This window comes from Rubrivivax rivuli (genome assembly GCF_004016505.1).
GTDB lineage: Bacteria > Pseudomonadota > Gammaproteobacteria > Burkholderiales > Burkholderiaceae_C > Rubrivivax > Rubrivivax rivuli.
Window position 1 is genome coordinate 669,937 of the sequence record NZ_SACR01000002.1, and the last position, 24,666, is coordinate 694,602.

Annotated in this window: 18 protein-coding genes; 7 read left to right on the forward strand and 11 right to left on the reverse strand. The window is 70.8% G+C overall.

What is annotated here, in order from left to right:
- Positions 1-14 precede the first annotated feature (14 nt).
- Both EOE66_RS07565 and EOE66_RS07570 read left to right on the forward strand, forming a co-directional pair.
- Positions 15-1,751 carry a glycosyl hydrolase family 17 protein gene (locus EOE66_RS07565; RefSeq protein WP_164885024.1) on the forward strand — a complete coding sequence of 579 codons (1,737 nt, stop codon included), beginning with the start codon at positions 15-17 and terminating at the stop codon, positions 1,749-1,751.
- Positions 1,748-3,133 (forward strand): glycoside hydrolase family 30 protein, encoded by a 1,386-nt coding sequence (locus tag EOE66_RS07570; protein ID WP_128228045.1) that lies wholly within the window; start codon positions 1,748-1,750, stop codon positions 3,131-3,133. Before EOE66_RS07565 ends, EOE66_RS07570 begins: the two co-directional genes overlap by 4 nt.
- 60 nt (positions 3,134-3,193) lie before the next feature.
- Here the strand turns inward: EOE66_RS07570 and EOE66_RS07575 are convergent, their stop codons facing one another.
- Positions 3,194-3,916 (reverse strand): hypothetical protein, encoded by a 723-nt coding sequence (locus EOE66_RS07575; protein WP_128228046.1) that lies wholly within the window; start codon positions 3,914-3,916, stop codon positions 3,194-3,196.
- Positions 3,917-4,136: 220 nt separating this feature from the next.
- On the opposite strand from EOE66_RS07575, the gene EOE66_RS07580 reads away from it, so the two are divergent.
- On the forward strand, positions 4,137-4,352 hold the full coding sequence (locus tag EOE66_RS07580; protein WP_128228047.1) for a heavy-metal-associated domain-containing protein: 216 nt from the start codon (positions 4,137-4,139) through the stop codon (positions 4,350-4,352).
- A gap of 124 nt (positions 4,353-4,476) precedes the next feature.
- Here EOE66_RS07580 and EOE66_RS07585 read toward each other — a convergent pair whose 3' ends face one another.
- The 10 genes from EOE66_RS07585 to EOE66_RS07630 form a co-directional block, all read right to left on the reverse strand.
- Positions 4,477-5,844, reverse strand: a complete 1,368-nt coding sequence (locus EOE66_RS07585) for an amidohydrolase family protein (RefSeq protein ID WP_128228048.1) — start codon at positions 5,842-5,844, stop codon at positions 4,477-4,479.
- Positions 5,841-9,071, reverse strand: coding sequence for an amidohydrolase family protein (locus EOE66_RS07590; RefSeq protein ID WP_128228049.1), 3,231 nt, complete (start codon positions 9,069-9,071; stop codon positions 5,841-5,843). The genes EOE66_RS07585 and EOE66_RS07590 overlap by 4 nt, the downstream gene beginning before the upstream one ends.
- A 117-nt stretch (positions 9,072-9,188) precedes the next feature.
- A complete protein-coding gene (locus EOE66_RS07595; protein WP_128228050.1) occupies positions 9,189-10,130 on the reverse strand; it encodes a glycoside hydrolase family 16 protein in 942 nt (313 codons plus the stop codon).
- A complete protein-coding gene (locus EOE66_RS07600) occupies positions 10,130-12,508 on the reverse strand; it encodes an MFS transporter (protein WP_128228051.1) in 2,379 nt (792 codons plus the stop codon). The genes EOE66_RS07595 and EOE66_RS07600 overlap by 1 nt, the downstream gene beginning before the upstream one ends.
- Positions 12,505-13,467: a glycosyl hydrolase family 17 protein gene (locus tag EOE66_RS07605; protein ID WP_205702653.1), complete on the reverse strand. Its 963-nt coding sequence runs from the start codon at positions 13,465-13,467 to the stop codon at positions 12,505-12,507. The genes EOE66_RS07600 and EOE66_RS07605 overlap by 4 nt, the downstream gene beginning before the upstream one ends.
- Positions 13,464-14,471: a glycoside hydrolase family 17 protein gene (locus tag EOE66_RS07610; protein WP_245478945.1), complete on the reverse strand. Its 1,008-nt coding sequence runs from the start codon at positions 14,469-14,471 to the stop codon at positions 13,464-13,466. Before EOE66_RS07610 ends, EOE66_RS07605 begins: the two co-directional genes overlap by 4 nt.
- A gap of 11 nt (positions 14,472-14,482) precedes the next feature.
- Positions 14,483-15,412: a glycoside hydrolase family 16 protein gene (locus EOE66_RS07615; RefSeq protein ID WP_128228052.1), complete on the reverse strand. Its 930-nt coding sequence runs from the start codon at positions 15,410-15,412 to the stop codon at positions 14,483-14,485.
- Positions 15,413-15,429: 17 nt separating this feature from the next.
- Positions 15,430-16,818, reverse strand: a complete 1,389-nt coding sequence (locus EOE66_RS07620) for a GH1 family beta-glucosidase (protein ID WP_128228053.1) — start codon at positions 16,816-16,818, stop codon at positions 15,430-15,432.
- A gap of 166 nt (positions 16,819-16,984) precedes the next feature.
- A complete protein-coding gene (locus tag EOE66_RS07625; protein WP_128228054.1) occupies positions 16,985-18,076 on the reverse strand; it encodes a LacI family DNA-binding transcriptional regulator in 1,092 nt (363 codons plus the stop codon).
- 70 nt (positions 18,077-18,146) lie between these two features.
- Complete coding sequence (locus EOE66_RS07630) at positions 18,147-20,042, reverse strand: patatin-like phospholipase family protein (RefSeq protein ID WP_128228055.1); 1,896 nt, start codon at positions 20,040-20,042, stop codon at positions 18,147-18,149.
- A gap of 109 nt (positions 20,043-20,151) precedes the next feature.
- Between EOE66_RS07630 and EOE66_RS07635 the strand changes: the two genes are divergently transcribed.
- The 4 genes from EOE66_RS07635 (at position 20,152) to EOE66_RS07650 (ending at position 24,665) form a co-directional block, all read left to right on the forward strand.
- On the forward strand, positions 20,152-21,447 hold the full coding sequence (locus tag EOE66_RS07635) for an esterase/lipase family protein (protein WP_245478946.1): 1,296 nt from the start codon (positions 20,152-20,154) through the stop codon (positions 21,445-21,447).
- A gap of 114 nt (positions 21,448-21,561) precedes the next feature.
- Complete coding sequence (locus EOE66_RS07640) at positions 21,562-22,305, forward strand: hypothetical protein (RefSeq protein WP_128228056.1); 744 nt, start codon at positions 21,562-21,564, stop codon at positions 22,303-22,305.
- A gap of 30 nt (positions 22,306-22,335) precedes the next feature.
- On the forward strand, positions 22,336-22,638 hold the full coding sequence (locus tag EOE66_RS07645; protein WP_128228057.1) for a PspC domain-containing protein: 303 nt from the start codon (positions 22,336-22,338) through the stop codon (positions 22,636-22,638).
- 68 nt (positions 22,639-22,706) lie between these two features.
- Positions 22,707-24,665 carry a B12-binding domain-containing radical SAM protein gene (locus EOE66_RS07650; protein WP_128228058.1) on the forward strand — a complete coding sequence of 653 codons (1,959 nt, stop codon included), beginning with the start codon at positions 22,707-22,709 and terminating at the stop codon, positions 24,663-24,665.
- Position 24,666 lies beyond the last annotated feature (1 nt).

Below are 24,666 nucleotides of genomic sequence, written 5' to 3' on the forward strand. Positions count from 1 at the left end.
CCGAGGCTGCTTCCATGAAGTCCAACTGGTTGAACACGCTGCCCGGCGCCCGCGCCGCGCTGGTCGCCGCCATGGCGGTGACGATGGCCGCCACCTTCACCGCCTGCGGCGGTGGTGGCTACACCGAATCACCCGTCTCGGTGACCGAGCGCCGCGCGCTGCCGGCCGAATTCACCACGCGCGCGGCGGTGAACTACTCGCCCTACCGCACTTCGCGCAACGAGTCCGAGATCGGCAACGAGGTCATCACCGCGGCCAACGTGCTGCAGGACCTGCGGCTGATCCGGGCCACCGGCATCGGCACCATCCGCCTCTTCAGCAGCAAGGCCTTCGCCGAGACGGTGCTCTCCGTCATCCGCGACAACAACCTCGACCTGAAGGTGATGCTGGGCGCCTACCCCAACCCGGTCAACAGCCTGGCCGACGAGGCCGCCAACCTGGCCGAGCTGGCCAAGTGCATCGAGCTGGCCAAGCGCTTCGAGTCCATCGTGGCCGCGGTGAGCGTGGGCAACGAGACCATGGTGGAGTGGTCCACGCACAAGGTCGACCCGGTGATCATGGCGCGCTACATCAAGAGCGTGCGCGACGCCATCAAGCAGCCCGTCACCACCGACGACAACTGGCTCTTCTGGTCGCGCGTGCCCAAGGTCATCACCGACGTGGTGGACTTCGCGGCCGTGCACACCTACCCGGTGCTGGACACCTTCTACAACCCGAGTGAGTGGGATTGGCGCCTGAAGAGCGTGCCCGAGGCGCAACGTGCGCAGGCCATGATCGCGGCCAGCATCACCGAGGCGAAGGAACAGTTCGGCAAGGCGCGCGCTGCGCTCGACCAGCTCGGCCTGCAGAACATGCCGATGATCATCGGCGAGACCGGCTGGACGGCCGTGGACACGGCCGGCGGCCCCAACCTGGCCTTCCGCGCGCACCCGGTGAACCAGAAGCTCTACTTCGACGCCCTGCAGGAGTGGGCGGCCGAAGGCCGGCGCGGCAACGGGCCGAAGGCGGTCTTCTTCTTCCAGGCCTTCGACGAACCCTGGAAGCAGGGTGACGACGGCTGGGGCCTCTTCAACAAGGACCGCCAGGCGCGCTACGCGGTGCAGAGCCTCGGCACCTGCGGCGTGACCTGGGCCTGTGAACCCGGCACCTACACCACGGCCGACGCCGTGAAGTGGGTGGCGCCCACCATCGGCACCGCGGTCGCGGCCAACCGCTACACGCTCTTCAGTGAAGCCGTGGTGGCCGGCGAGCAGGTGGCCACCGGCCTGCGCTGGGACCCGTTTGCCACCACCGGCTACGCCACCGTGGCCGGCGGCGCGCCGGGTGACGGCAGCAACAGCTTCGAGATCACGCCCAACCCGGTGAACTTCGGCTGGGGCCTGTTCCTCTACTCGGGCAGCGGCGTCACGGCCAACCTCTCGGGTTACGCCAACGGCCGCCTGAACTTCGCGGTGAAGAGCGACAGCTACCCGGGCAAGATCGAGATCGGCATCAGCACCGACACCGAAGACCGCGACGTGCAGGAAGCCTTCCTGCCCATCGGCCCCGGCGACTACGGTTACTGCAACACCAACAACTGGTGCCAGGTGAGCATCCCCATCTCGGCCTTCGTCGCCGCCAACCCCAAGCTCGATCTGCGCATGGTGAGCTTCCGCTTCATCATCGCCGACCGCTTCTCGTTCACCGGCAAGCCGCTGAACACGACGGGGCTGCCGAAGATCCAGGTCGACGGCATCCACTGGTCGAAGTGACGATCGACGTGACGGGCGAAGTGAGCCCGCCGCAGGCGCTGCGCCACTGGCGCAGCTGCCGCGACAGCGGCGAGCGCCTGGCCGAGCAGCCCCCGCTGCCCTGGCACAGCGGCCCGCCGCCCGGCGGGCCGCAGGTGTACGTGGACAGCACACGCCGCCTGCAGACCCTGCTGGGCTTCGGCGGCGCCTTCACCGAGGCCACGGCCACGGTGTGGCAGCAGCTGGCGCCGGCGCAGGCCGACGAGTTCTTGCGCGCCTGCTTCTCGCCCACCGAAGGCCACGGCTACACGCTGTGCCGTGTGCCCATGGGCAGCAGCGATTTCGGACTGGGCAACTACGCGCATGCCGATGTCGAGGGCGACTTCGCGCTCCAACACTTCAACATCGAGCGCGACCGGCAGGCGATCCTGCCCCTGATCCACGCCGCGCAGCGTGTGGCGGGCCGGCCCATCCGTCTGCTCGCTTCACCCTGGAGCCCACCGGCCTGGATGAAGACCACCGGCCGCATGAACGGCGGCGGGCAACTGCGGCCCGAATGCCGCGACGCGTGGGCGCAGTGCTACGTGAAGTTCATCCAGGCCTATGCCGCCGAAGGCGTGCCCATCTGGGGCGTGAGCGTGCAGAACGAGCCGCAGGCCACGCAGCGCTGGGATTCGTGCATCTTCAGCGCCGAGGAAGAGCGCGATTTCGTGCGCGACCACCTCGGCCCCGCGCTGCACGCCGCCGGGCTGCAGCACGTGAAGATCGTCGTGCACGACCACAACCGCGACGAGCTGGTGCAGCGCGCCGGCACCGTCTACGCCGACCCCGAGGCCGCGAAGTACGTCTGGGGCGCCGGCTTCCACTGGTACGTGGAAGACCACTTCGAGCAGGTGCAGTTGCTGCACGACGCGTATCCGACCAAGCAGCTGCTCTTCACCGAAGGCTGCCAGGAAGGCGGCCCGCACCACGGCAGCTGGGCGCTGGCCGAGCGCTATGCGCGTTCAATGATCCAGGACCTCAACCACTGGACCGTGGGCTGGATCGACTGGAACCTGCTGCTGGACGAACACGGCGGCCCCAACCACGTGGGCAACTTCTGCAGCGCACCGATCCTGGCGGACGCTGGGCGTGCGGCGCTGCACCTCCAGAGCAGCTACGCCGCGCTGGGCCACTTCGCGCGCTTCATGCAGCCGGGGGCGCAGCGGGTGCTGTGCGCGGCCTCGAAGCAGGTGCTGGAAGTGACGGCGGCGCGCAACCCCGGTGGGCAGGTGGTGGTGGTGGTGCTCAACCGCAGCGATGCGGCGCAGGGCTTCACGCTGCTGGTGGATGGGCGTTGGGCTGGGGTGCAGGTGCCGGCGCACGGCATCCTGAGCCTGCTGGCCGCGAACGGCGGCACCTGAAGTCCTGCGAGACCGGTGAAACGCCGGCCCTCGCAGCGCCGCCTCGCGGCATCGTTCGCGTCACACCCTGCGGGCAGCGCGCCGCCGGCACACGCCAGCCAGCGCCAGCGCCACCCCTGCCAGCGCCAAGGTTCCGGGCACAGGCACGACGTTCACAGCAGCTCCATCGAGCGTGATCTCGGTGATCGAGAAGCGGCCTCGCGTGGTGACCCCTTGCTCCAGGAAAGTGATGCGGGACAGCACCACGCTGCTCGTGGCGATGTTCTCGAGACCGGTGCCTACCAGGTTCAGCAGATCGTTGACCAGTTGCCCGGAGCCGCCCGCCATCCCGAACTGCGTGGAGGCGACGGTGACGGTGGTGCCGCCGATCGTCACATCCATGCCGGTGATGGCCCCTGGGATGGAGTTGCCACTGAAAGAGCCGCCATAGATGGACAAGCTGGAGACGTTGAAGGTGCCGCCCAGGAACAGCGTGATGGTGGGGCCGATGTTGGAGGTGCCGCTGCATGTCGAAGTCGACACCTGGCAGAACAACTGCGTGTCGCTAATGGTGGCGCCGATCACGCCGTCGGCCATCGTGCCAGTGCCGCCGGTGTAGTTGGCATAGCCCGGCGTGCCGGTCGGCGTGATCGTGCCCGTGTAGGTATGGGTCCATCCACCGGTACCCGACACGGTGGCATTCAGGACGTTGTAGCCACTGATCGCGATGGGCGCTGCCGAAGCAGCCCAACCGATGCATGCCAGGGCCAATGAAAAGAAGCCCTTCGAGATGTTCCGAATCATGTGTTTCTCCTGCTTCGTGCCACACCCGCAAGCGACCCGACGCCGGCACACCGCTCGCACGGCCGCCCTGCCAGCAGATTCCTTGCCAGTTGAAACTTTTGCTTTCACATGAGGGACTTGCGCGCACTTCTGTGCGTTGAGAGCAGCTCCAGCGTCGCAGGTTGTAAGCTGCGCCGACACCGGCTGCCCAAGGCTGGCCCTGCCCGCCTCCCACGCCCCCATGCCCCAGACCACCTTCCACCTCCCCGGCCTGCAGAGCCAGGACGATGCCGATGCGGTGATGTTCGAACTGCAGGACCTGCCGTGCGTGAGCCAGGCCGAAGTGCGGCTCGCCGAACGCCAGGCCTGGGTGATGCACACCGCGATGATCACGGCTGAAGACATCGCGACGGCCCTGCTCGAGGCCGGTTACGCCGCAGAACCCTGGCAGGGCTGAGCACCCAGAAGCCTCGGAACCAGGCAGCCGGCGCGCGTGCCCTGGCTCCGGTGCAGGGCGGCGCCTCACCGACCGGGGTGACAACGCCCGGGCTGCGCGCCCCCACCCCGCCCGACCGCGCCGCTCACCGCGCCTTCAGCTGCTCGTACTTCTGCCGGTACTTCTCCGCCAGCCGCGTCTGCCGGTTGCCGATCTCCACCTCACGGCCCTGGATGAAGACACGCAGCACCTGCGTCTCGGTCTGCAGCGGGTCGCCGTCGGTGACGATGAAGCTGGCCAGCAGGCCGGGGGCCAGCGCGCCGAGCTGGTCGGCCACGCCGAGGATGCGCGCGGGGTAGAGCGTGATGGCCTTCAGCGCTTCATCGCGCGAGAGACCATGCGCCACCGCGGTGCCGGCCTCGTAGGGCAGGTTGCGTTCGTTGGCCGCGGCGAAGGCGCCCCCGGTGCGGCCGATGCAGTAGGTGACGCCGGCCTCGGCCAGCGCGGTGGCCAGGCGGTAGGGCCCGTCGTAGGCCTCGTCGCGGCGCAGCGGCAGGCGGTGCATGCCGGCGATGACCACCGGCACCTGGCGTTCGCGCAGCAGGCTGGCGATGCGTGGGGCGTCGGCGCCGCCCACGATCACCAGCTTGAAGCCGTGTTTCTCGGCCAGCGCCAGCGCGTGGCGGATCTGCGGCAGTTCGTCGGCCTGCACGAAAAGCGGGCGCTCGCCGCGCAGCACCGGCAGCAGCGCATCCCAGCGCGCATCGCGCGGGTGGCTGGCGTCGGCGGCGCGCGCGCGGCCGTAGGCGGCCGCGGCCTCGAAGGATTCGTCGATGAGGCGCAGGCGCTGCGCGGTGGCGCGGCGCAGCTCTTCGGCGAAGAGTTCCATGCCGCCGCGCAACAGCTCGGGGTTCAGGCGCATCGAGGGCAGCGCCAGGTGCACTGCGGCCTCGCGCCGCAGGGCCATGTCTTCCCAGGTCCAGCCGTCCATCTGCACCACGGCCGAGGTACCGGCAAAACCGCCGCCCGATGGGCCCTGCGGCACCGCCAGCGCCGCCAGCACGCCGTTGCTGCGGGTCACCGGCAGCAGTTCGCTGTCGGGGTTGAGGGCCACCAGCGCGCGTGCGTTGGGGTTGATCGGGCCCACCTCCTGCAGGTCCACCGTCGCCGGCACCGAGTTGATCTCGGCCAGGCCCAGCGCGGTGTTGGCCGAGATGAAGCCGGGGTAGACGTGACGACCGCCCAGGTCCAGCACCTGCGGTGCCGCGCTGGGCGTGGGCAGGGCTTCGCCCGGGCCGGCGATGGCGACGATGCGTCCGCGCTCCACCAGCATGCGCCCGCCCGTGATGACCGGGCCGCTGACGGTGTGCAGCACGGCGTTGGTGACGAGCATCGGCACGCGCTGCGGCGGCGGGGGCACGTGGTCGGCGGCCTGCGCGGGCCCGGTGCAGGCCAGTGCCAGCAGCAGGGCCGGCCAGTGCCGCAGGGGCAGGTGTTGCGTCACGGCTTTCATCGCGCGTCCTCGGTGCATTCGTGCCAGGCGCCCAGGTCGGCATAGCTGTGGCGGTGGGCGCGCATCTTGTCGAAGAGGTGGAACCAGTTCAGCCCGTCGGTGAAGTTCGGGCGCGGCGGGCTGGCGCCACCGGGTGGCGCGCCGCCGCCTTCGCTGGCAGCAGGGCGCGGCGCGCGCAGTGCGGCGGCCACCAGGCGGGCGCGCTCGGCGGCATCGGCCTCGCGCTGGCGCCGGTCGGCCTCCAGGTCGAAGTAGCGGCGGCCGTCCACCCAGGTCTGCTCCACGCGGCTGGTGGTGGCCATGGGCGGCCCGTTCCACACCACGAGGTCGGCGTCCTTGCCCACTTCCAGCGAGCCGGTGCGCGCGGCCACGCCCAGCTGCTTGGCGGCGTTCAGCGTCACCAGGGCCAGCGCTTCCTGCGGGCTGAGCCCGCCGTGCTTGATGGCCTTGGCGGCCTCGGTGTTCAGGCGCCGGCCGAGTTCGTTGTTGTCGCTGTTCAGCGTGGTCACGACGCCGGCGCGTGCCATCAGCGCGGCGTTGTGCGGGATCGCGTCGAGCACCTCCATCTTGTAGGCCCACCAGTCGCTGAAGGTCGAGCCGCCGGCGCCGATGGCCGCCATCTCGTCGGCCACCTTGTAGCCTTCCAGCACGTGCTGGAAGGCTGCGACCTCCAGGTTCTTCTCCTTCGCGAAGCGGGCAAACATGAGGATCTCGTCGGCGCGGTATGAGTGCACGTGAATGGCGCGCTTGCGCTCGAGCAGTTCCACCAGCGTGTCGAGTTGCAGATCGCGCCGGGGCTCCGTCCGCGTGCCAGGCTTGGCCGCACGGAAAGCCTTCCACTCGGCCGCGTACTCCTCGGCGGCCGCGAAGCTGTCGCGCAGCACCTGCTCCACGCCCATGCGCGTGGCCGGGTAGCGCGAGCCGGGGCCGAAGTTCGAGCGCTTGACGTTCTCGCCCAGCGCGAACTTGATGCCCGGCTGTGCCCCCTGGAAGACCAGCGCCGCGGCGTCACCGCCCCAGCGCATCTTGATGACCTCGTTCTGACCGCCGATGGTGTTGGCCGAACCGTGCAGCACGTTGGCCGCAGTGGTGCCGCCGGCGAGCTGGCGGTAGATCGTCATGTCGGTGGCATCGAGGATGTCGGCCACGCGCACCTCGGCGGTGACGGAGTGGCTGAACTCGTTGATGCCGCGCGCGATGGCCACGTGCGAATGCGCGTCGATCATCCCGGGGGTGATGTGCCTGCCGGTGGCGTCGATCACGGTGGCACCGGCGGGCGCCGCGAGGTTCGGGCCGACCGCCGCGATCTTGCCGGCACGCACCAATACGTCGGCGCGCGGCAGGGTGCCGGCAGCGCCCACCGTCCACACGGTGGCGTTGCGCAGCAGCACCGCGGCCGGCTGCTCGGGGAGGGCACGCGACACCGCACCGGCCGGCCAGGTGGCCGGGGGCGGCTTGACGGCCGCATCGGCCGCCGCCAGCGCAACGGCGGCCGACGCGGCCGGCGCGGGCGCGGCAGGCGCGGCGCGCCGGGCCGACCAGGCCTGCAGCGGCCCGTCGCCCACTTGCAGCGTGCCGGCCCAGCGGTCGCCCCGCAGGGCTGCCACCACCTGGCTGGGCGGCGCCGCGCCCTCGGCGGCAGGCCCCGTGGCGCCCGGCCGGCCGCAGGGCAGTCGCAGCACCCAGTCGGTGCCGCGCTGCGCCAGGTCGCACGGGGCGCCGTCGCGCTGCAGCCGCGGCGCGGCGCGCGTGCCGGTGATCGTCAGGGTCTCGCCGCTGCCGTCCACGGCCCAGGTGCCGCGCACGTCACCGCGCTCGGCAACTTCGGTGGCCAGCGGGCGGCCGTCGACGAAGGCCAGCTCGATCTCGGCCTCATCGCTGGTGAAGAGGTCGCCGCGCGCCACGACGAGGTTCGCGATGCGCCCCGCCTCCAGCGTGCCCAGGCGCGCCGCTTCGCCCACCAGGCCGGCCGGCACGGTGGTCAGGCCGGCCAGCGCCCGCTCGGCCGGCAGGCCGCGGCGCACGGCCTGGCGCAGGCGGGGCCAGAAATCGCGCTTCGCATCGCGCAGGCCGGCCGCGGTGACGGCAAAGGGCACGCCGGCGCGGTCGATCAGCGCCAGGTTGGAGGGCGCCTGCTCCCAGTGCTGCAGCGCGGCCAGCGAGACGTCCAGCGCGCTGTCGGGGTTGTCGACCTCGGGCCGTGCCGGGTAGGCCAGCGGCACGATCACGGGCAGCGCCAGCGCCTTCAACTGTGCGGCGCGGCGGTACTCGAAGCCGTTGCCCTGCACCACGCTTCTGAGCTTGAACTCGTCGCGCAGGCGGGCGATGCGGAGGTAGTCCTGCTCGTCGTCAGCCACATGGATGACGGGCTGGCGGCCCTCCAGCGCCGGCAGCAGCGCCTGCAGCGTGGCATTGGGTTCCAGGCGCTCACCGGCGGCCAGAGTTGCGGGGGCGGCCAGTGCGCGGGCCTGCCAGCGGGCGTCGAGGAAGGTCTGGCGCATCAGCGCGATGGCGCCCATCAACGAGCTGGGGTAGCTGTCGCGGCCCGTGCCCAGCTCGAAGGCCAGGTGCTGCGACACGCGCGCTGCGATCACCTGCGATTTCGGGTCGCCGCTGGCCGGCGCGCCCAGCGCCAGCAGCGCGCCCTGGCCGCGGAACACGCCAGCCGCAGGGGCTGCCAGCACGGCAGTGAAGCCGAGTTCGCGCGCGGCACGCACCTCGTCGGGCTTCCAGTCGAGCTGCTGGGCCACGTCTTGTTCGGCGCGCACCAGGGGGTTGCGGGCAGCCAGGCCGCGGCCGCTGGGCGAGGCGGCAGGCGGGCGCGCCCCTGCGGGCGGCACGCCCCCCGGCTCGGCGCCCGGGCGCGTGGGCGGAGCAGCCTTCATCGCCGCCGGCAGTGCCAGCGGGCTGGCCAGGTCGATGAAGCCGGCGTAGACCGTGCGGCCGGGCAGCGCCCAGACACGTGCGCCGGCCGGCACCGCCACGCCCGTGCCGGCCGCGACGATCACGCCATCCTTCATCACCAGCGTGCCGCCTTCGACCACGCGGCCGGGCGCCAGCACCAGCCGCGCGCCGGTGATGGCGTGCCAGCGCGGGGTGTTGTCGCGCAGGCCTTGCAGGCGTTCGGTGCCGATCTGGGCCGCGGCCGGCGGCGCCAGGGTGATGAGGGCCGCGAAGGCGGCGAAATTCGCCAACAGGGCGGGCAGGCCGAGCTTGATTCGATGCATGGGCAGGTTCGTTCGCGAAGGCGCGGGCGACTCTAACGGCAAGCACGCGCCCGACCCGGGCGGCTGGGGATCAGTGGCCGCCGATGTGGGGGCCCGAGTGGCCGCCTCAGTGGCGGTTCAAGGCGCCGCCTGCCACACCCGCACGTGCTCCACTTCCAGCGTGCGCGGAAAGATGCTGTCGTCCACCGCGCCGCCCAGCGTGCCGCCCACCGCGATGTTCAGCAGCAGGTACTGCGGCGCGTCGAAAGGCCAGGCGGCACGGCCGGTGCGGGGGTTGCGGTAGCGGTGGTAGACCGTGCCGTTGACGCCGATGGCGATTTCATCGGCCGTCCAGTGCAGCTGGTAGTCGTTGAAGGCGGTACAGGCGGTGGGCAGCGCGGTGCGCGAGCCGTTGCCACTGCCGCCGGTGATGGGCGTGTGCACCGTGCCCAGAATCTCGCCCGGCGTGCGGCCCACGTGTTCGAGGATGTCGATCTCGCCATCGTCGGGCCACACCCCACCCGTGCCCAGCATCCAGATGGCGGGCCAGGTGCCGGTGCCGCAGGGCATCTTCGCGCGGATCTCGAAGTAGCCGTAGGTCCAGGCCGCCTTGCCGCGCGTGATGAGCCGTGCGGAGCTGTAGGCCTGGCCGCCCCAGTCAGGCAGCTGCGACAGGGCTTCGCGGCGCGCGGTGATGAGCAGCCGGCCGCCGTCCACCACGCTGTTCTGGAAACGCGCCGCCGCGTAGTACTGGCGCTCGTTGTTCCACCAGCCCAGGCGGTTGCGCTCGGTGTCGTAGCCCCAGCGCGTGGCGTCGGGCAGGCCGGGCAGGTCGAACTCGTCAGACCACACGAGGCGGTAGCCCGCCGGCACGGCACCGGTGGCCACCGGGGGTGGCGCGGGGGCGGCTGGCGGCGTGGGCGCAGCCACGGGCGGCGCGGGCGCCGGGCTTGCGGCCACAGGGGCTGGGCTGCTCGCACCGCCGCCGCCACCACCACCACAAGCCGCCAGCTGCACCAGGCAGCCCAGCACGGCCAGCGTGCGGGTGCGGCGCTGCGCTTGTTCAGGGACGCACGGCATCAGGCGGCCGGGCCCAGGTACTTCGGCTTCTCGTCGGCGTCCCACAAGCCCCACTGCGTGCCCACCTCGCCTTCGGGCTGCAGCTTCCAGGGCTCGTCGAAGGACGAGAAGTGGAAGACCTTCACGCCCTCGCGCCGCGCCCAGGTCTGCACGTCGATGAAGTAGCGCATGGCGTTCTCGGCCGAGGGCACGGCGCCGCCCACCGCCTGGCCGGCGCCGGGCCAGCCGGTCTCGGCCAGGATCACCTGCTTCTCGCCGCCCGCGGCCTGAACCAGCGCGTGCATGCGCTTGAGGTAGTGCGCCGCCCAGGCGATGTCGGCGCCTTCCCAGAAGGGGTAGCAGTTGGGCAGCAGCACGTCGCAGGCCGCCACCAGGGCCGGCCGCTCCAGGAAGACGTAGTAGGCGTCCACGCAGCCCACGCGCACGTCTTCCGGCACCGCTTCTTTCACGCGCTGGAGGTAGGCCAGCAATTCGGCTTCGGGCAGGTCACCGCGCAGCAGCACCTCGTTGCCGACCACGGCGATGTCCACGCGCCCGGCCTGCGCCAGCGTGATGAGGCTGTGGATCTCGCGCTCGTTGCGTTCGCGGTCGGCGCTGATCCAGGCGCCCACCATCGTCTTCAGGCCGTGCTCGCGCGCCAGGCTGGGGATGAGCTCGTGGCCTTCGGTGCAAGAGAACGAACGCAGCCAGCGCGTGTGCGGCGCCACCAACGCCACGCGGCGGCGCACCTGCGAAGGCGGCAGCACGTCGCCCGCGCCCTGGCCGCGCGCATAGGCGCTGAAGCACAGGCCGTACAGGCGCTCGGCGCGCTGCTCGTTGAAGCGGGCCTGCAGTTCGGCCCCGCTGCAGCCCGCGAGGCTGGAGCGCTGGCCTTCCACCAGCTCCAGACCGTGGTCGACGAGCCAGGTGCGCGCGCCGGCGCCGGAAGCACCGCCGCTGCCAGCCGCGGCCGCGCGCTGCTTGCGGCGCTCGAGCTCGGCATGCACCTCCACGGCGCGGGCCTCGTCGAGGTCGTAGTTGCGCATGATCCACATCGCCAGCAGCGTGCCGAAGATGGGGATGCCGGAGTAGAAGAGCCGCAGGCCGTCCACCGCGCCCGCCGGCTGCACCGGCGCGCCGGGGGTGAAGGCCACGAAGGCCATGATGGCGCCGCTGAGCAGGCCGGCCACCGCGAAGCCCAGCTTCACCATCCACCAGTAGATGGCGCCGAAGATGCCCTCGCGCCGCTTGCCGGTGGCCAGTTCGTCCAGGTCGCACACATCGGCCGTCATGCTCATCATGATGGTGAAAAGCCCGCCGATGCCGAAGCTGAAGAAGGGCAGCGCCAGCATGAACATCCACGGCTTGCCCGGCACCATCAGGAACCACAGCAGGATGTAGCCCAGGATGGAGATGCCCTGCGAGGCCATGAAGGCCATCTTCTTGCCCAGGCGCCTGGACATCCACGCCACGGTGGGGATGACGGCGAAGGTGGTGACCAGCGCGCCGATGCTGCCGAAGAGCGTGGGCCAGATGCCGGCCGCCGCCGTGTTTCCGTTGAACAGGTGGTAGACGACGATGAAGAAGGAGAACGCCGCCACCGTGTTGAAGGCGTTGAAGATCAGGAAGGTGGAGAAGCACAGCTTGCGGAAGGGCACGCAGGCGAAGGCTTCCTTGAAACCGTCCATCAGCTCCTTGAAGCCGTGGCCGATGTTGGCCACCGTCAGCGGCACCAGGTGGGTGTCGTTCAGCGTGGAGCGGCTGGGCAGGAAGACCGCCGGCACCATGGCCAGCAGCATGCAGGCTACGCCCACCCACACCGAGAGCGTGCGCGTGGCGGTGTCGGCATTGGGGAACCAGGCCGGGTCGTACATCACCACCCAGAACCAGGGCGCGATGACCCAGGCCCACTGGCCGATCCACTGCGCCACGGCCATGATGCTGGTGCGCTCGTGGAAGTCGTCGCTCATCTCGTAGCCCATGGCCACGTAGGGGATGCTGAAGACCGTGAGCCCCGTGAAGAAGACCAGCGACCAGAACAGGAAGTAGCCGAAGTTGTAGGCCAGCCCGTCTTCACGGTAGAGCTGCCACATCATCACGAAGGCCACGCCCAGCATGAGGGCGCCGATGAACACGTACTGCCGCCGCCGGCCCCAGCGCGAGCGCGTGTTGTCGGAGATGAAACCCATGATGGGGTCGAGCACCGCGTCGTAGGCGCGCGGCAGGAAAAACAGGATGCCCCACATCCACGTGGGAAAGCCCATGTCCTGCACCAGCACCACCATGAAGATGCCCAGGGCCGCCGGGAACATCTGGTTGGCCAGCATGCCCAGGCCGAAGGCCACCTTGTGGGCGAAGGGCACCTTGTGGGCTGCGGCGGTGGCGGCGGGTGCGTTCATGCGGGGCTTTCGGTGGTGGCGGGGGGCGCCAGTTCGGGGTACAGCGGCTGCATCACCAGCTTGGGACGGCGGTCCACGGTGAACAGGCCCCAGTGCTTCTCGGGCTCCAGCGGGTCGGCCGAGCCCTTCCAGGGTTCGTCGAAAGCCTCGAACACGAAACACAGCAGGCCTTCGGCGCGCGTCCAGTCCATCAGGTCCTGGTAGTAGATCGCCTGCAGTTCCTGCACCGCGTGCTCGGCGTGCATGCCACGGCCGTTGCTGTTGGTGCACCAGCCGGCTTCGGTGATGACCACGGGCTTGCCGGGGTAGAGGCTGGCCACGCTGTGCACGTTGGCCTTGGTGTAGTCCAGCGCCTCGTGGATGTGCTTGTATTCCCACACCGGGTAGGTGTGCAGCGAGATGAAGTCGAGCTCTTGCACCAGCCCGCGCAGCTTGTGCTGCCAGGGCACGTAGTTCTCGCAGAAGGTCACGGGCTGGCGCACGCCGGCCTTCACGCGGCGCACGTACTCGATCATCTGCGGCACCGGCACGTAATGGTCGGTCCAGTCGACCGTGGCCTCGTTGCCCACGGCCACCGAGAAGACGATGCGGGGGTAGCGGTTGGCGAGCTCGATCAGGCGCTGCAGTTCGGCCTGGTTCTCCAGCCGGCTGGCTTCGAGCTTCTCTTCGCTGTAGGTGCCGCCCCAGGGGCAACCGAAGTTGTTCATCTCGGCGCCGAGGTAGGCGCCCAGCATCACCTGCATGGGCAGCCGGTCTTCCTCGATCACCTGCAGCACACGCTCGGCATGCACGCTGCAGTCGTACAGGCGCAGCAGCCGCCACTCGCGCAGCAGCAGGTGCAGGTCTTCGCGGATCTGCGCCACCGAGGGGTAGACGCGGCTGTCGGGGCTCTGGCCTTCGCGGTAGCCCGAATAGCAGATGGCGTTGCCTGAGGGCAGCGTGAACTCGGCGTGGCTCATGCGAACTTCGGCGCGCCGTCTTTGTCCCACAGACCCCAGTAGGCCCCCACATCCCCTTCGGCGCCGACCTTCCACGCTTCGTCAAAGGCCGCGAAGTAGAAGATCTCGATGCCGTCTTGCTGCGCCCAGCGACAGGTGTCCACGAAGTACTGCATCGCGCCTTCGCGCGAGGGCACCGAGCCCTGGAAGGCGCTGCCCTGGTCGGGCCAGCCCGTCTCGCTGATCAGCACCCGCTTGCCCGGCGCGGCGGCGCGTGTGCGCGCCACCATCTGCTGCATGTAGGCCAGCGCCTGCTCGCGCGGGCAGCCTTCCCAGAAGGGGTAGCAGTTGGTCATCACCACGTCGCAGGCGGCGGTGACGAGCGGGTGCTTCTCGAAGAGGTAGTAGGCGTCCACGTAACCCACCGGCACGCTGGGCAAGGCGTCTTTCACCCGCTGCATGAAGCCGAGCAGCTGCTCTTCCGGCATGTCTTCGCGCAGCAGCACCTCGTTGCCCACGGCCACGATGTCGGCATGGCCGGCGCGCGCGACGTCGATCACGCCCTGGATCTCGCGTTCGTTGATCTCGGCGTCGGTGCCCAGCCAGGCGCCCACCAGCGTCTTGAAGCCGAGTTCGTGCGCGATGCGAGGCGTCTGCTCGTGGCCGTCGGTGCACGAGAAGGTGCGGATCCACTGGCAGTGCGGGCGGATGATGGCCAGCCGCTCGCGGATCTGCGCTTCGCTGACCTGGCTGCCGGGCTGCTGGCCTTCCAGGTAGGGGCTGAAACACAGGCCGTGCACGCCGCGCTGCAGTGTGGTGCTGAAGTCGTCGATCAGCGTGCGGCGGGCCTCGGCGGTCCACACCTCGGGGCCTTGCGTCTGCCAGCGGCTGCGTTCCACCGCCGTGGCCTGCGGCAAGGCGCCTGAGTGGCGGTGCTGCTGGGTTCGTGCGGTTTCGCCCTCTTCGGCGCTGCGCGTCAGGCGCCCCGCGGGCGCGGCATCGTTCGGTTCGGTGGGACGGGACATCGCAACGCTCCTCAGGCCTTTTTCTTCTTCATCTGCCACGGGAAGGCGCCCGGGCCGATGGGTTTCGGTGCGCCGTAGCCGCCCACCTTCTCGTACACCCGCACGTAATCCACCACCATCTCAGCGGGAAAACGCGTCTGCTCGTTGGGCACGCCAGGGAAGTTGCCGCCCACGGCCACGTTCATCACCAGGTAGAAGGGCTGGTCGAAGGGCGCGGGCCAGGGGTTCAGGTCGGCGGCCTTCCTGGGCTCCACGCCCTGCCCGTTCTTCAGCTGGCTGCAACTCCACCAGTGGCTGTAGGTGCAGGTCTGCACGCCGTCGACAAAGAAGCGGATCTCGCCCGGCTCCCACTCCACCGCGTAGGTGTGCCAGTCGCTCACCACGCTGCCTTCGGGCAGCGCGTGCACGGTGGTGATGAGCGAGCGCTTGGGGAAGCTGCTGCCGAAGTGGATGCTGTTGAGCACCTCCTCGGGCTTCTCGCCCACGATCTCCATCAGGTCGATTTCGCCGCTGGCGGCCCAGCCGCCGTACTTGTCGTCCACCGGCAGCATCCACAGCGCGGGCCACAGGCCCTTGCCCCAGGGCACCTGCGCGCGGAACTCGATGCGGCCGTAGCAGGTGGCGAAAAGAACGCGCCCGTCACGCGCCTTGGTCTTCAGCCGGGCCGAGGTGTAGCCGCAGCCGTGCAGCGGCGCCTTCACGGCGCGGATGCGAAGGCAGCTGTCACGCACCTGCACGTTCTCCGCTTCTGCGGTGTAGTACTGCAGTTCTTCGTTGCCCCAGCCCGGCACCCAGGCGTGGTTCTTGTAGTCGTAGAAGCCGTTGCCGAGGTCGAAGTCCCACTTGGCGGGGTCGACGGCGTCGCCTTCGAACTCGTCATGCCAGACGAGTTTCCAGCCCTCGATCTTGGGAGGCTTGGTCTTCGGCGCGGTCTTCTTCATCGGGGGGCTCCGGGGGGTCAGACGGCCACGGTGCTCAGCGCCGGCTGGCGGGCGCTCTTCTGCACCTGAAGGAAGTCGCGGTACCAGAGCGCGCTGTCCTTCAGCGTGCGCTGCTGGGTGGCGTAGTCCACGTGCACGATGCCGAAGCGCTTCTCGTAGCCCGAGGCCCACTCGAAGTTGTCGAGCAGGCTCCACACCATGTAGCCGGCCATGGGCACGCCCTGCGCCAGCGCATCGGCCACGGCGCTGATGTGGCGCGCGATGTAGTCGGTGCGGGCCACGTCGTGCACGCGGCCAGGCTGGCCCGCGCTGCCCGGCACGAACTCGTCCTTGAAAGCCGCGCCGTTTTCCTTCACGTACAGCGCGGGCAGTGGCCAGTCGCGGTGCAGGCGCACCAGCAGTTCGGTCAGGCCCTCGGGGTAGACCTCCCAGCCCATGTCGGTGAGGGCCTTGCCGCTGTTCTTCACGTCCCAGCTGCCATCGGCACTCACCACCGAGCGCGTGTAGTAGTTGACGCCGAGAAAGTCCATCGGCGTGCTGATGGCGGCCAGGTCGCCAGCCTGCACCTGCGGCGCATCGGCGCCCAGGTGCTGCCACACGTCTTCGGGGTACTGGCCCTTGAACAACGGGTCCATGTACCAGCGCACGGCACGGCCGTCTTCCAGGCGGGCCTGCGCCTGGTCGGCGGGGCTGTCGGTGGCGGCGCGGATGGGCGAGAGGTTCAGCACGATGCCCAGCCGGCTGCTGCAGCCCTGCGCGCGCAGCGCCTGCAGCGCCAGGCCGTGGCTGAGCAGCAGGTGGTGCGCCGCCTGCATGGCGGTGGCGCGGCTTTTCTGGCCCGGCGCAAAGAGGCCGGTCTCGTGGCCCAGCACGGCCATCACCCAGGGTTCATTGTGGGTGGTGATGGCGGCCACTCGGCGGCCCAGGCGGCGGTCGATGGCGCAGGCGTAGTCGACGAAGCGCTGCACGGTGCTGCGGTTCGCCCAGCCGCCCTCGTCTTGCAGGGCCTGCGGCAGGTCCCAGTGGTTCAGCGTGAGGTAGGGGCGGATGCCGCGTTCCAGCAGGCCGTCGACGATGCGCTCGTAGAAATCCAGGCCTGCGGCGTTGAAGGCGCCGTGGCCGCTGGCCTGCACCCGCGGCCAGCTGATGCTGAAGCGGTAGGCGTCCACGCCCAGGTTCTGGATGAGGTCGAGGTCGGCCGGCCAGCGGTGGTAGTGGTCGCAGGCCACGTCGCCGTTGCTGGCGTCGGCAATGGCCCCGGGCTGCTGGCAGAAACGGTCCCAGATCGACGGGCCCTTGCCATCGGCCGTGGCCGCCCCCTCGATCTGGAAGGCGCTGGTGGCCACGCCCCAGACGAAGTCCTTCGGGAAGCGCTGCGGCGCGGGAAAGGGGGGCTTGGGGTTCATGACAGTCAAGGAAAAAGGAAGCGGAGCCGGTGCGCACGGGGTCGCGGCGCCCGCACGGGGCCCGCAAACGACTCTATGAAAGCGCTTTCAGAATTTAAGGCGGCGGGTCCGGGCTGTCAATCGAGGGTTAGTGCGGACCGCCGGCGCCAGCTGCCGGCTCGGGGCTTCAGCGGCGCCGGGCCCGCGGGGCAGCGCCGGCTGGCGCGGCCTGCAGTTCGCGGCTGCTCTCGCGCGAGATGAAACGCGGCGCCGGCAGCTGTGCCGTGGGCGTTTCGCCCGCCAGCAGCTGCAGCATGGCCTGGGCCGCGGCCTGCCCGAGTTCGTACACCGGGTGGTGCACGGTGCTCAAGGGCGGGATGGCGTAGAGCGCGCTGGCCACGTCGTCGAAGCCCACCAGCGACACGTCTTCCGGCACCCGCAGGTGGCGGCGGTGCAGCGCCAGGCCGGCACCGAAAGCCATCTGGTCGTTGGCCGCGAAGATCGCCGTGAAAGGTTCTCGGCTGTCCAGCAGACGCTCCACCGCCATGCGGCCGCTGTCTTCGGTGTAGTTGCCGGGCAGCACCAGCGCCGGCTCGAAGGGCAGGCCCGCGGCCTCCAGCGCGGCGCGGTAGCCGCGCAGGCGCTCTTTCGCGTCGGGGTGGCGGCTGTCGCCCGAGATGAAGGCGATGCGGCGGTGGCCCAGGCTGAGCAGGTGGTGCGCGGCCAGCCGCGCGCCCTCGAAGTTGTCGAAATTCAGCGCGTACAGGCGTGGCGCCACCAGGTTGCGGCCCGTCACCACCACCGGCAGGCTCTGCGCTTGCTGGGCCAGGGCGGCGTCGCTCAGGCGGCCCGTCAGCACGATGATGCCGTCCACGCGGCGCGCCTTCAGCGTCTCGATGCACTGCGCCTCGCGCGCGGCGCTCCAGTGGCCGCTGACGAAGAGCGGGCTGTAGCCGGCGCGGCCGAGTTCTTCTTCCACGCCGCGCAGCGCGCCGCCGTAGAACGGGCTGTCGATGGCCTGGGTGACCACGCCGATGCTCAGCGTGCGCCCGCCGGCCAGGCCGCGCGCCATGGGGTTGGGCACGAAACCCAGGCGCGCGATGGCCTCGTCGACCGCGGCACGCTTCTCGTCGGCCACCACCGCGGTGCCGTTGAGGATGCGCGAGACGGTGCTGGGCGAAACGCCGGCAGCCGCCGCCACCATCTCCAGAGTCACCTTGCCGCTGTCGTGCGTGGCCGCGCCCTTGCGGCGGGCCCGGCCTTCGGTCTTGTTGCTCATGCGTGCCACGCGTTCTTCGTGCGCGCAGTTTACGGCGCGCGCCCGGGCGCGCAGCGCCGGCCTGGCGGGCCTAGCGGCGGTAGGGCTGCAAGGCCTCGTCGGACATCGCCGAGAGCTGCTGCGCCGCGTGTTCGCGCCCCTGGCGAACGATGGCGTCGAAGCGTTTCCACTGCAGCATGCCCACGCGGTGCAGCGGCGGGTTGAAGTACAGATCGGTGAGCGCCTGCGCCTGGCGCTGGCGAGAACCGCTGTAGAGGATGGTGACGTTCATCAGGTACGACACCAGCGAAGGAAAGCGGTAGCGGCGCAGGCGGCGCGGGCGCAGCCGGTCGAGAAACAGCGCCCAGGCACCGGGCACCTCATCGTGCGGGATGCGCCGCGGCGCCCGTGCGCCCAGGTCGACGCCGATCACGCGGCCGATGCCGCGCTGGCGCCGCATCACGTCCACCGGGAAGTTGTTGAAGGTGCCGCCGTCGCACAGCAGCTCACCGTCGCGCAGCACCGGCGGCAGCGCGCCGGGGATGGCGGCGCTGGCCAGCAGCGCCTGCTGCAGCGGGCCGCGGCGCAGCACCTGCTCGCTGGCACGGCTGTAGTTGCTGGCGACGGCGTAGAAGTTCTTCCACAGGTCTTCGGCATGCACCGGGCCGCCGAACAGCGCGGTGATGGCTTCGCTGACGATGCCACGCAGCCGCTGCCCGCGGATCAGGCTCAGCAGCGGCACCGGGTTGAAGTCGCCCGTGGGCCCCTGGAGGAAGGCGCGCCGGGCCACGTCCAGGCGCTGCTCCAGCGGCAACCCGCTGGCAGTGACGGCGGCCATGATGGCGCCGATGCTGGTGCCGCCCAGGCAGTCGATGTGCAGGCCGCGTGCTTCCAGCTCGGCCACGATGCCCAGGTGGGCCAGGCCGCGCGCGCCGCCCCCGGCGAACACCAGACCCACCGCCGTGCGGCTCTGCAGGCGCGCCAGCCGGGCCATGTCGGCCGTGCGCGCGGGGCGCACGTGCACGTGGTCGGCCACGGGGCGGCGGTCGAGCCAGGCGCGCGTGTTCTGCGGGTTGGCCGTGCCTTCGGGGTGCAGCAGCACCAGCACCTCGGCCACCTGCGCGATCTCGGCCCGGCCGCTGCGCGCCGCGAGGAACTGCGTCTCGCTCGGGTGCAGGGCCGGCGGCTGCGTGGCATCGGCCAGCAGCAGCAGTTCGTCGCAGCGGCGCGTGCAGCGCTCGGTCCAGGGCGTGGGGCCGTCGTCGGCCACCAGCAGCACGAAGCCGTGCGTGGCCTCGATGTCGTCCAGCGCCAGCGCGATGCGGCGGTTGGCCTGCAGGTCGGCCGCGTCGCTGCGCGCCAGGCCCGGTTGCTGCAGTTCGGCGTCCAGCGCCGCCGCGTCGAGCACACGCACAGGCGCCTGTGGTGCAGCCACGCGCAGCTGTGCCGCCAACGCGGCAGCGAAGGCCGCCGTGTCCACGCCGGCCGTCACGGGCAGCAGCGCCATGGTCACGGGCCTCGTGGCCTCGGGGCCCTGCTGCGCGCTCTGCAGGCGGCGGATGATCTGGCGCGTCAGCGCCACCGAGAGCTGCGCGTTCTGTGCCAGCAAGCCGAGGAAGGCCGCCTTGTCCAGCCGCACGAGCACCGAATCGCGGATGGCCACCACCGTGGCTGAACGCGGCTCGTCGGTGTAGAGCGCCATCTCGCCGATGACCTGCCCGCGGGCCATCTCGCGCACCGGGCGGTCCTGCCCGTCGTCGCCGCGCAGGCAGGCGCGCAGACGGCCGCTGATGGAGAGGTACATGCAGTCGGCCGCCTCACCCTGGGTGATGAGCGTCTCGCCGGCGGCGATCTCCACCCACTGGAAGGCGCCGTGCAGCGCCTGCAGCGCTTCTGGCGCCATGGGGCCCAGCAACTCGCGCAGATGGCGGTCGAGCAGTTGGTCTTGGTGGTCGGTGGGGTGGTGGAGCAGGCTGGAGACAGGCATAAGCGCTCGAATTTAAACCCAAGGCTTCCAACGGGCTCCGAGGGGAAGACGGGGCTTGCGCTCGCCGCGCCATCGCGGCGCAACGGCTTTCGGTTAGCGTCGGCACACCGTGCGCCCTTGTGCGGAAAGGAGCGCCGCGATCGACACGAAAGACCTGCGCGGCGCCGCCCGCCTGGCCACCGACGGCGTGGCCGGCCTCACCTCTTTGGTGGAAGCGATGCACGAGCGCATCGCCAAGCTGCCCGGCACGCCGGGCGAGCTGCAGGGCCGCACCACGGGCCTCACCGGGCTGGTCTACCGCAGCGTGCGCGGCGTCACGCGCCTGGCCGGCGGCACGCTGGAAGCGCTGCTGGCCCTGCTCGGCCCGAGCCTGGCGGCCGGCAGCGAGGGCCCGCCCGGCCTGGCCGCCGCCCCTGCCGCCTTGCCCAGCGCCGAGCGCGAGGCCCTGGTGGCCGCACTCAACGGCGTGCTGGGCGACCACCTCGCCGCCACAGCCAACCCGCTGGCCATCCCCATGGCCTTGCGCCGTGGCGGGCAGGCCCTGCCGCTGCAGGCCCCGGCGCTGGCCGCCTGGCTGCAGGCCCGCAGCCTGCCCGCGCCCGACACCCTGCTCGTGCTGCTGCACGGCCTGTGCATGAACGACCGCCAGTGGGCCCACCCCGCGGCCCCGGATGGCACCCCCGGCGGCGACCTCGGCAGCGAACTGGCCGGCCCGCTGGACGCGCTGCCGCTGTACCTGCACGCCAACACCGGCCTGCCCATCGCCGACAACGGTCGCCAGTTCGCCGCGTTGATGCAAGCACTGGTGGCGGCCTGGCCCGTGCCGGTGCGCCGCGTGGTGCTGCTGGGCCACAGCATGGGCGGGCTGATCGCGCGCAGCGCGCTGCACCAGGCCGCGGGCAGCGGCTGGGCGGCGCTGTGCAGCGACCTGGTGTGCCTGGGCAGCCCGCACCACGGCGCGCCGCTGGAGCGCGCCGGCCACGGCGTGGACTGGCTGCTCGGCGCCGCGCCAGGCCTGGCGCGCTACACCGCGCCGCTGGCGCGCCTGGGCAAGGTGCGCAGCGCCGGCATCACCAACCTGCGCCACGGCCTGCAAGACGCCGAGGGCCGCGCCCTGCCGCTGCCACCGCCGCCACCAACAGGCCCGCGCTGCTGGGCGCTGGCCGGCACGCTGGACGCCGAGACCCCGCCCGCTGGCGGTGGCCGCACGCGGCAGGCCTTCAGCCGCCTGCGCGGCGACGGGCTGGTGCCCGTGGCCAGCGCGCTGGGGCAGCACGCCACGGTGGCGCAGCGCCTGGCCTTCCCGCCCGGCCAGACCGCGGTGCTCGCCAACACCGGCCACCTGGCCCTGCTGCACAGCCCGGCCGTGCAGCAGCAGTTGCGGGCCTGGCTGGCGCCCGGGTAGCCCAGCACCCGCGCGTGCAGTCCGGGCCGCGCAGCGGCGCTTGAACCCGCCCGGCGTGCGGCTGGTCGCACGGGGCTGGCGCGGCGGCGGGCTGGCTTCGCACAATGCCAACCCATGATGCGTACCCCTCTCCTCATCGCCGCCAGCTGGCTGGTGGCCCTGCCCCTGCAGGCCAACCCGCTGCAAGACCTGCGCGACACCCTCGGCCGCCTCTCCGGCCACACGCCGATCAAGGCCTTGGTACAGCTGAAGAGCGAAGGCCGCAGCTCCGACGGCGACGAGACCGAAACCAACACCGGCCTGGCCAGCGTGCAGCTGGAAGACGGCCCGCAAGGCCTGCGCCTGAGCTACCCGCAGGCCGCGCTGACCAGGGCCGCGCAGGAAGACGCCGCGCGTGCCACCAACCCCAAGGCCCCGGCCCCCACCGCCACCGGCCTGCGCGGCCTGGGCTTCAGCGAGGTGCGCGAACTCTCGCGCGCCGCCGAGAACCTGCGCCGCGACCTGGCCAACGCCGTGTTCAAGGCAGAGCGCAGCGAGCCCTGGCAGGGCCAGCCGGCACGCGTGCTGGTCTTCGACGTGCCGCAGGTCAAGAAAGACAAGTACGTGAAGAAGTACGAGTCCACGCTCGAAGTCTGGCTGGGGGCCGACGGCACGCCGCTGGCCAGCCGGGCACGGCAGCGCTTGGAAGGCAGCGCCTTCGTGGTCATCAGCTTCGAGATGCAGAACACCGAGGAACAGGTCTTCGCCGTGGTCGGTGAGCGCCTGGTCGCCACGCAACGCATCACCACCAACAGCGGTTCGGGCGCCGGCCAGAAGGGCTCGGGCCGCCGCGAATTCACCCTGCAGCCGCAAAGCTGAAGCCGTCTTTCCAACCTCAGGAGCACCCCCATGATTGCCACCGAACTGGACCGCCTGGCCGCCCTGCACAGCAGCGGCAAGCTCAGCGACGACGAGTACCAGCGCGCCAAGGCGCGCGTGATCGAGGGCGAGGCCCCGACCGCCAGCCCCGGCGCGCGCCTGATGCGCCGCAGCCGGCAAGACCGCTGGCTGGGCGGCGTGTGCGCCGGGCTGGCCCGCTATGCGGGCCTGGAGGCCTGGCTGGTGCGCCTGCTCTTCGTGGCACTGCTGCTGATGGGCGGCTTCGGCGTGCTGGCCTACGTGCTGCTGTGGATCTTCATGCCCAGCGAGTGAGCCACGCCCGGGGTTGAACGGCCCCGGCGGCCCGGCCGCAGCGCCGGGCCGCGACAATCGGCGCCGCCATGACTGCGCCGCCGAACTCCAGCCCGAACCCGAGCCCGAACCCGAACCCCGAGGGGCCGCGCGTGCTCAGCGTCATCCCGCCGATGACGCAGCTCAACACGCCCTACCCCTCCACCGCCTACCTCACGGGTTTCCTGCGCTCGCGCGGGGTGCAGGCGCAGCAGGTCGACCTGGCGCTGGCGCTCATCCTCGAACTGCTTTCGCGCCCCGGCCTGCAGGCCGTGCGGGAAGAGGCCCTGGCGCTGAAGAAGCCCAGCCAGCGCGTGCAGGGTTTTCTGGCGCAGTACGAGGCCTACAGCCGCAGCATCGGCCCCACGCTGGCCTTCCTGCAGGGGCGTGATGCCACGCTGGCGCACCGCATCGCCGCACGCGGCTTCCTGCCCGAGGGCCCACGCTTCGCGGCGCTGGAGGCTTATGCCGACCCCGAAGACGAACCCGGCGCCGATGCCTTGGGTTGGGCCTTCGGTTCCCTCGGCGTGCAAGACCGCGCGCGCCACCTGGCCACGCTCTACCTCAACGACATCGCCGACGTGCTGAAGGACGCGGTGGACCCGCGCTTCGAGTTCGTGCGCTATGCCGAGCGCCTGGCGATGAGCCAGCCCACCTTCGAGCCGCTGGCCGCCGCCCTGGCCGCACCGCCGAACCTGGTGGACCGCACGCTGCAGCGCCTGGCGCTGGCGGCGGTGGCCGAGCACCGGCCCACGGTGCTGCTGCTCTCGGTGCCCTTCCCCGGCGCGGTGTACGCGGCCTTCCGCATCGCGCAGGCGGTGAAGGCCCAGCACCCCGAGATCGTCACCGTGCTCGGCGGCGGCTACGTCAACACCGAGCTGCGTGAGTTGAAAGAGCCGCGCGTCTTCGACTTCTTCGATTTCGTCACGCTGGATGCCGGCGAACGCCCGCTGCTGGCGCTGCTGGACCACCTGCAGGGGCGCCGCGGCAAGAGCCGCCTCGTGCGCACCTTCCTGCGCGATGCCGACACGGGTGCCGTGCGCTATGTGAACTTCGCCGAACCCGAGGTGCCCTTCGCCGAGGTGGGCACGCCCACCTGGGACGGCCTGCCTCTGCACAGCTATCTCAGCCTGCTGGACATGCTCAACCCCATGCACCGGCTGTGGAGCGACGGGCGCTGGAACAAGCTCACCGTGGCCCACGGCTGCTACTGGAAGAAGTGCAGCTTCTGCGACGTCAGCCTCGACTACATCGGCCGCTACGACGCAGCCAGTGCCGAACTGCTGTGCGACCGCATCGAGGCCATCGTCGCCGAGACCGGCCAGACGGGTTTCCATTTCGTCGACGAAGCCGCGCCGCCGAAATCGCTGAAGGCCCTGGCCGCGGAGATCCAGCGCCGGCAGCTGCCCATCACCTGGTGGGGCAACATCCGCTTCGAGAAGACCTTCACGCCGCAGCTGTGCCAGCAGCTGGCCGACAGCGGCTGCATCGCCATCAGCGGCGGGCTGGAGGTGGCGTCTGACCGTTTGCTCGCGCTGATGAAAAAGGGCGTGAGCGTCGACCAGGTGGCGCGTGTCACCAAGGGCTTCAGCGACGCCGGCGTGCTGGTGCATGCCTACCTGATGTATGGCTTTCCCACACAGACGGTGCAGGACACGGTGGACGCGCTGGAACTGGTGCGCCAGCTCTTCGTGCACGGCTGCATCCAGAGCGGTTTCTGGCACCGTTTCACCTGCACCGTGCACTCGCCCGTGGGCCTGGACCCGGCGGCCTACGGCGTGACGCTGCAGGAGCTGCCCGAGGTCACCTTCGGCAAGAACGACATCGGCTTCTTCGACCCCACCGGCACCGACCACGACGCTTTGGGTGTGGGCCTGAAGAAGGCGCTCTACAACTACATGCACGGCATCGGGCTGGAAGACGATGTGCGCGTGTGGTTCGACTTCAACGTGCCGAAGACGCGCATCGCGCGGCGCCGCATCGAGCGCGCGCTGGCCAAGAGCGACTGAA

Coding starts and splice junctions, on each gene's coding strand:
- EOE66_RS07625 (WP_128228054.1), bottom strand. CDS start 18,076: ATGAGCAACAAGACCGAAGGCCGGGCCCGCCGCAAGGGCGCGGCCACG.
- EOE66_RS07605 (WP_205702653.1), bottom strand. CDS start 13,467: ATGAGCCACGCCGAGTTCACGCTGCCCTCAGGCAACGCCATCTGCTAT.
- EOE66_RS07615 (WP_128228052.1), bottom strand. CDS start 15,412: ATGAAGAAGACCGCGCCGAAGACCAAGCCTCCCAAGATCGAGGGCTGG.
- EOE66_RS07610 (WP_245478945.1), bottom strand. CDS start 14,471: ATGTCCCGTCCCACCGAACCGAACGATGCCGCGCCCGCGGGGCGCCTG.
- EOE66_RS07640 (WP_128228056.1), top strand. CDS start 21,562: ATGATGCGTACCCCTCTCCTCATCGCCGCCAGCTGGCTGGTGGCCCTG.
- EOE66_RS07595 (WP_128228050.1), bottom strand. CDS start 10,130: ATGCCGTGCGTCCCTGAACAAGCGCAGCGCCGCACCCGCACGCTGGCC.
- EOE66_RS07645 (WP_128228057.1), top strand. CDS start 22,336: ATGATTGCCACCGAACTGGACCGCCTGGCCGCCCTGCACAGCAGCGGC.
- EOE66_RS07575 (WP_128228046.1), bottom strand. CDS start 3,916: ATGATTCGGAACATCTCGAAGGGCTTCTTTTCATTGGCCCTGGCATGC.
- EOE66_RS07590 (WP_128228049.1), bottom strand. CDS start 9,071: ATGCATCGAATCAAGCTCGGCCTGCCCGCCCTGTTGGCGAATTTCGCC.
- EOE66_RS07565 (WP_164885024.1), top strand. CDS start 15: ATGAAGTCCAACTGGTTGAACACGCTGCCCGGCGCCCGCGCCGCGCTG.
- EOE66_RS07650 (WP_128228058.1), top strand. CDS start 22,707: ATGACTGCGCCGCCGAACTCCAGCCCGAACCCGAGCCCGAACCCGAAC.
- EOE66_RS07620 (WP_128228053.1), bottom strand. CDS start 16,818: ATGAACCCCAAGCCCCCCTTTCCCGCGCCGCAGCGCTTCCCGAAGGAC.
- EOE66_RS07585 (WP_128228048.1), bottom strand. CDS start 5,844: ATGAAAGCCGTGACGCAACACCTGCCCCTGCGGCACTGGCCGGCCCTG.
- EOE66_RS07580 (WP_128228047.1), top strand. CDS start 4,137: ATGCCCCAGACCACCTTCCACCTCCCCGGCCTGCAGAGCCAGGACGAT.
- EOE66_RS07600 (WP_128228051.1), bottom strand. CDS start 12,508: ATGAACGCACCCGCCGCCACCGCCGCAGCCCACAAGGTGCCCTTCGCC.
- EOE66_RS07630 (WP_128228055.1), bottom strand. CDS start 20,042: ATGCCTGTCTCCAGCCTGCTCCACCACCCCACCGACCACCAAGACCAA.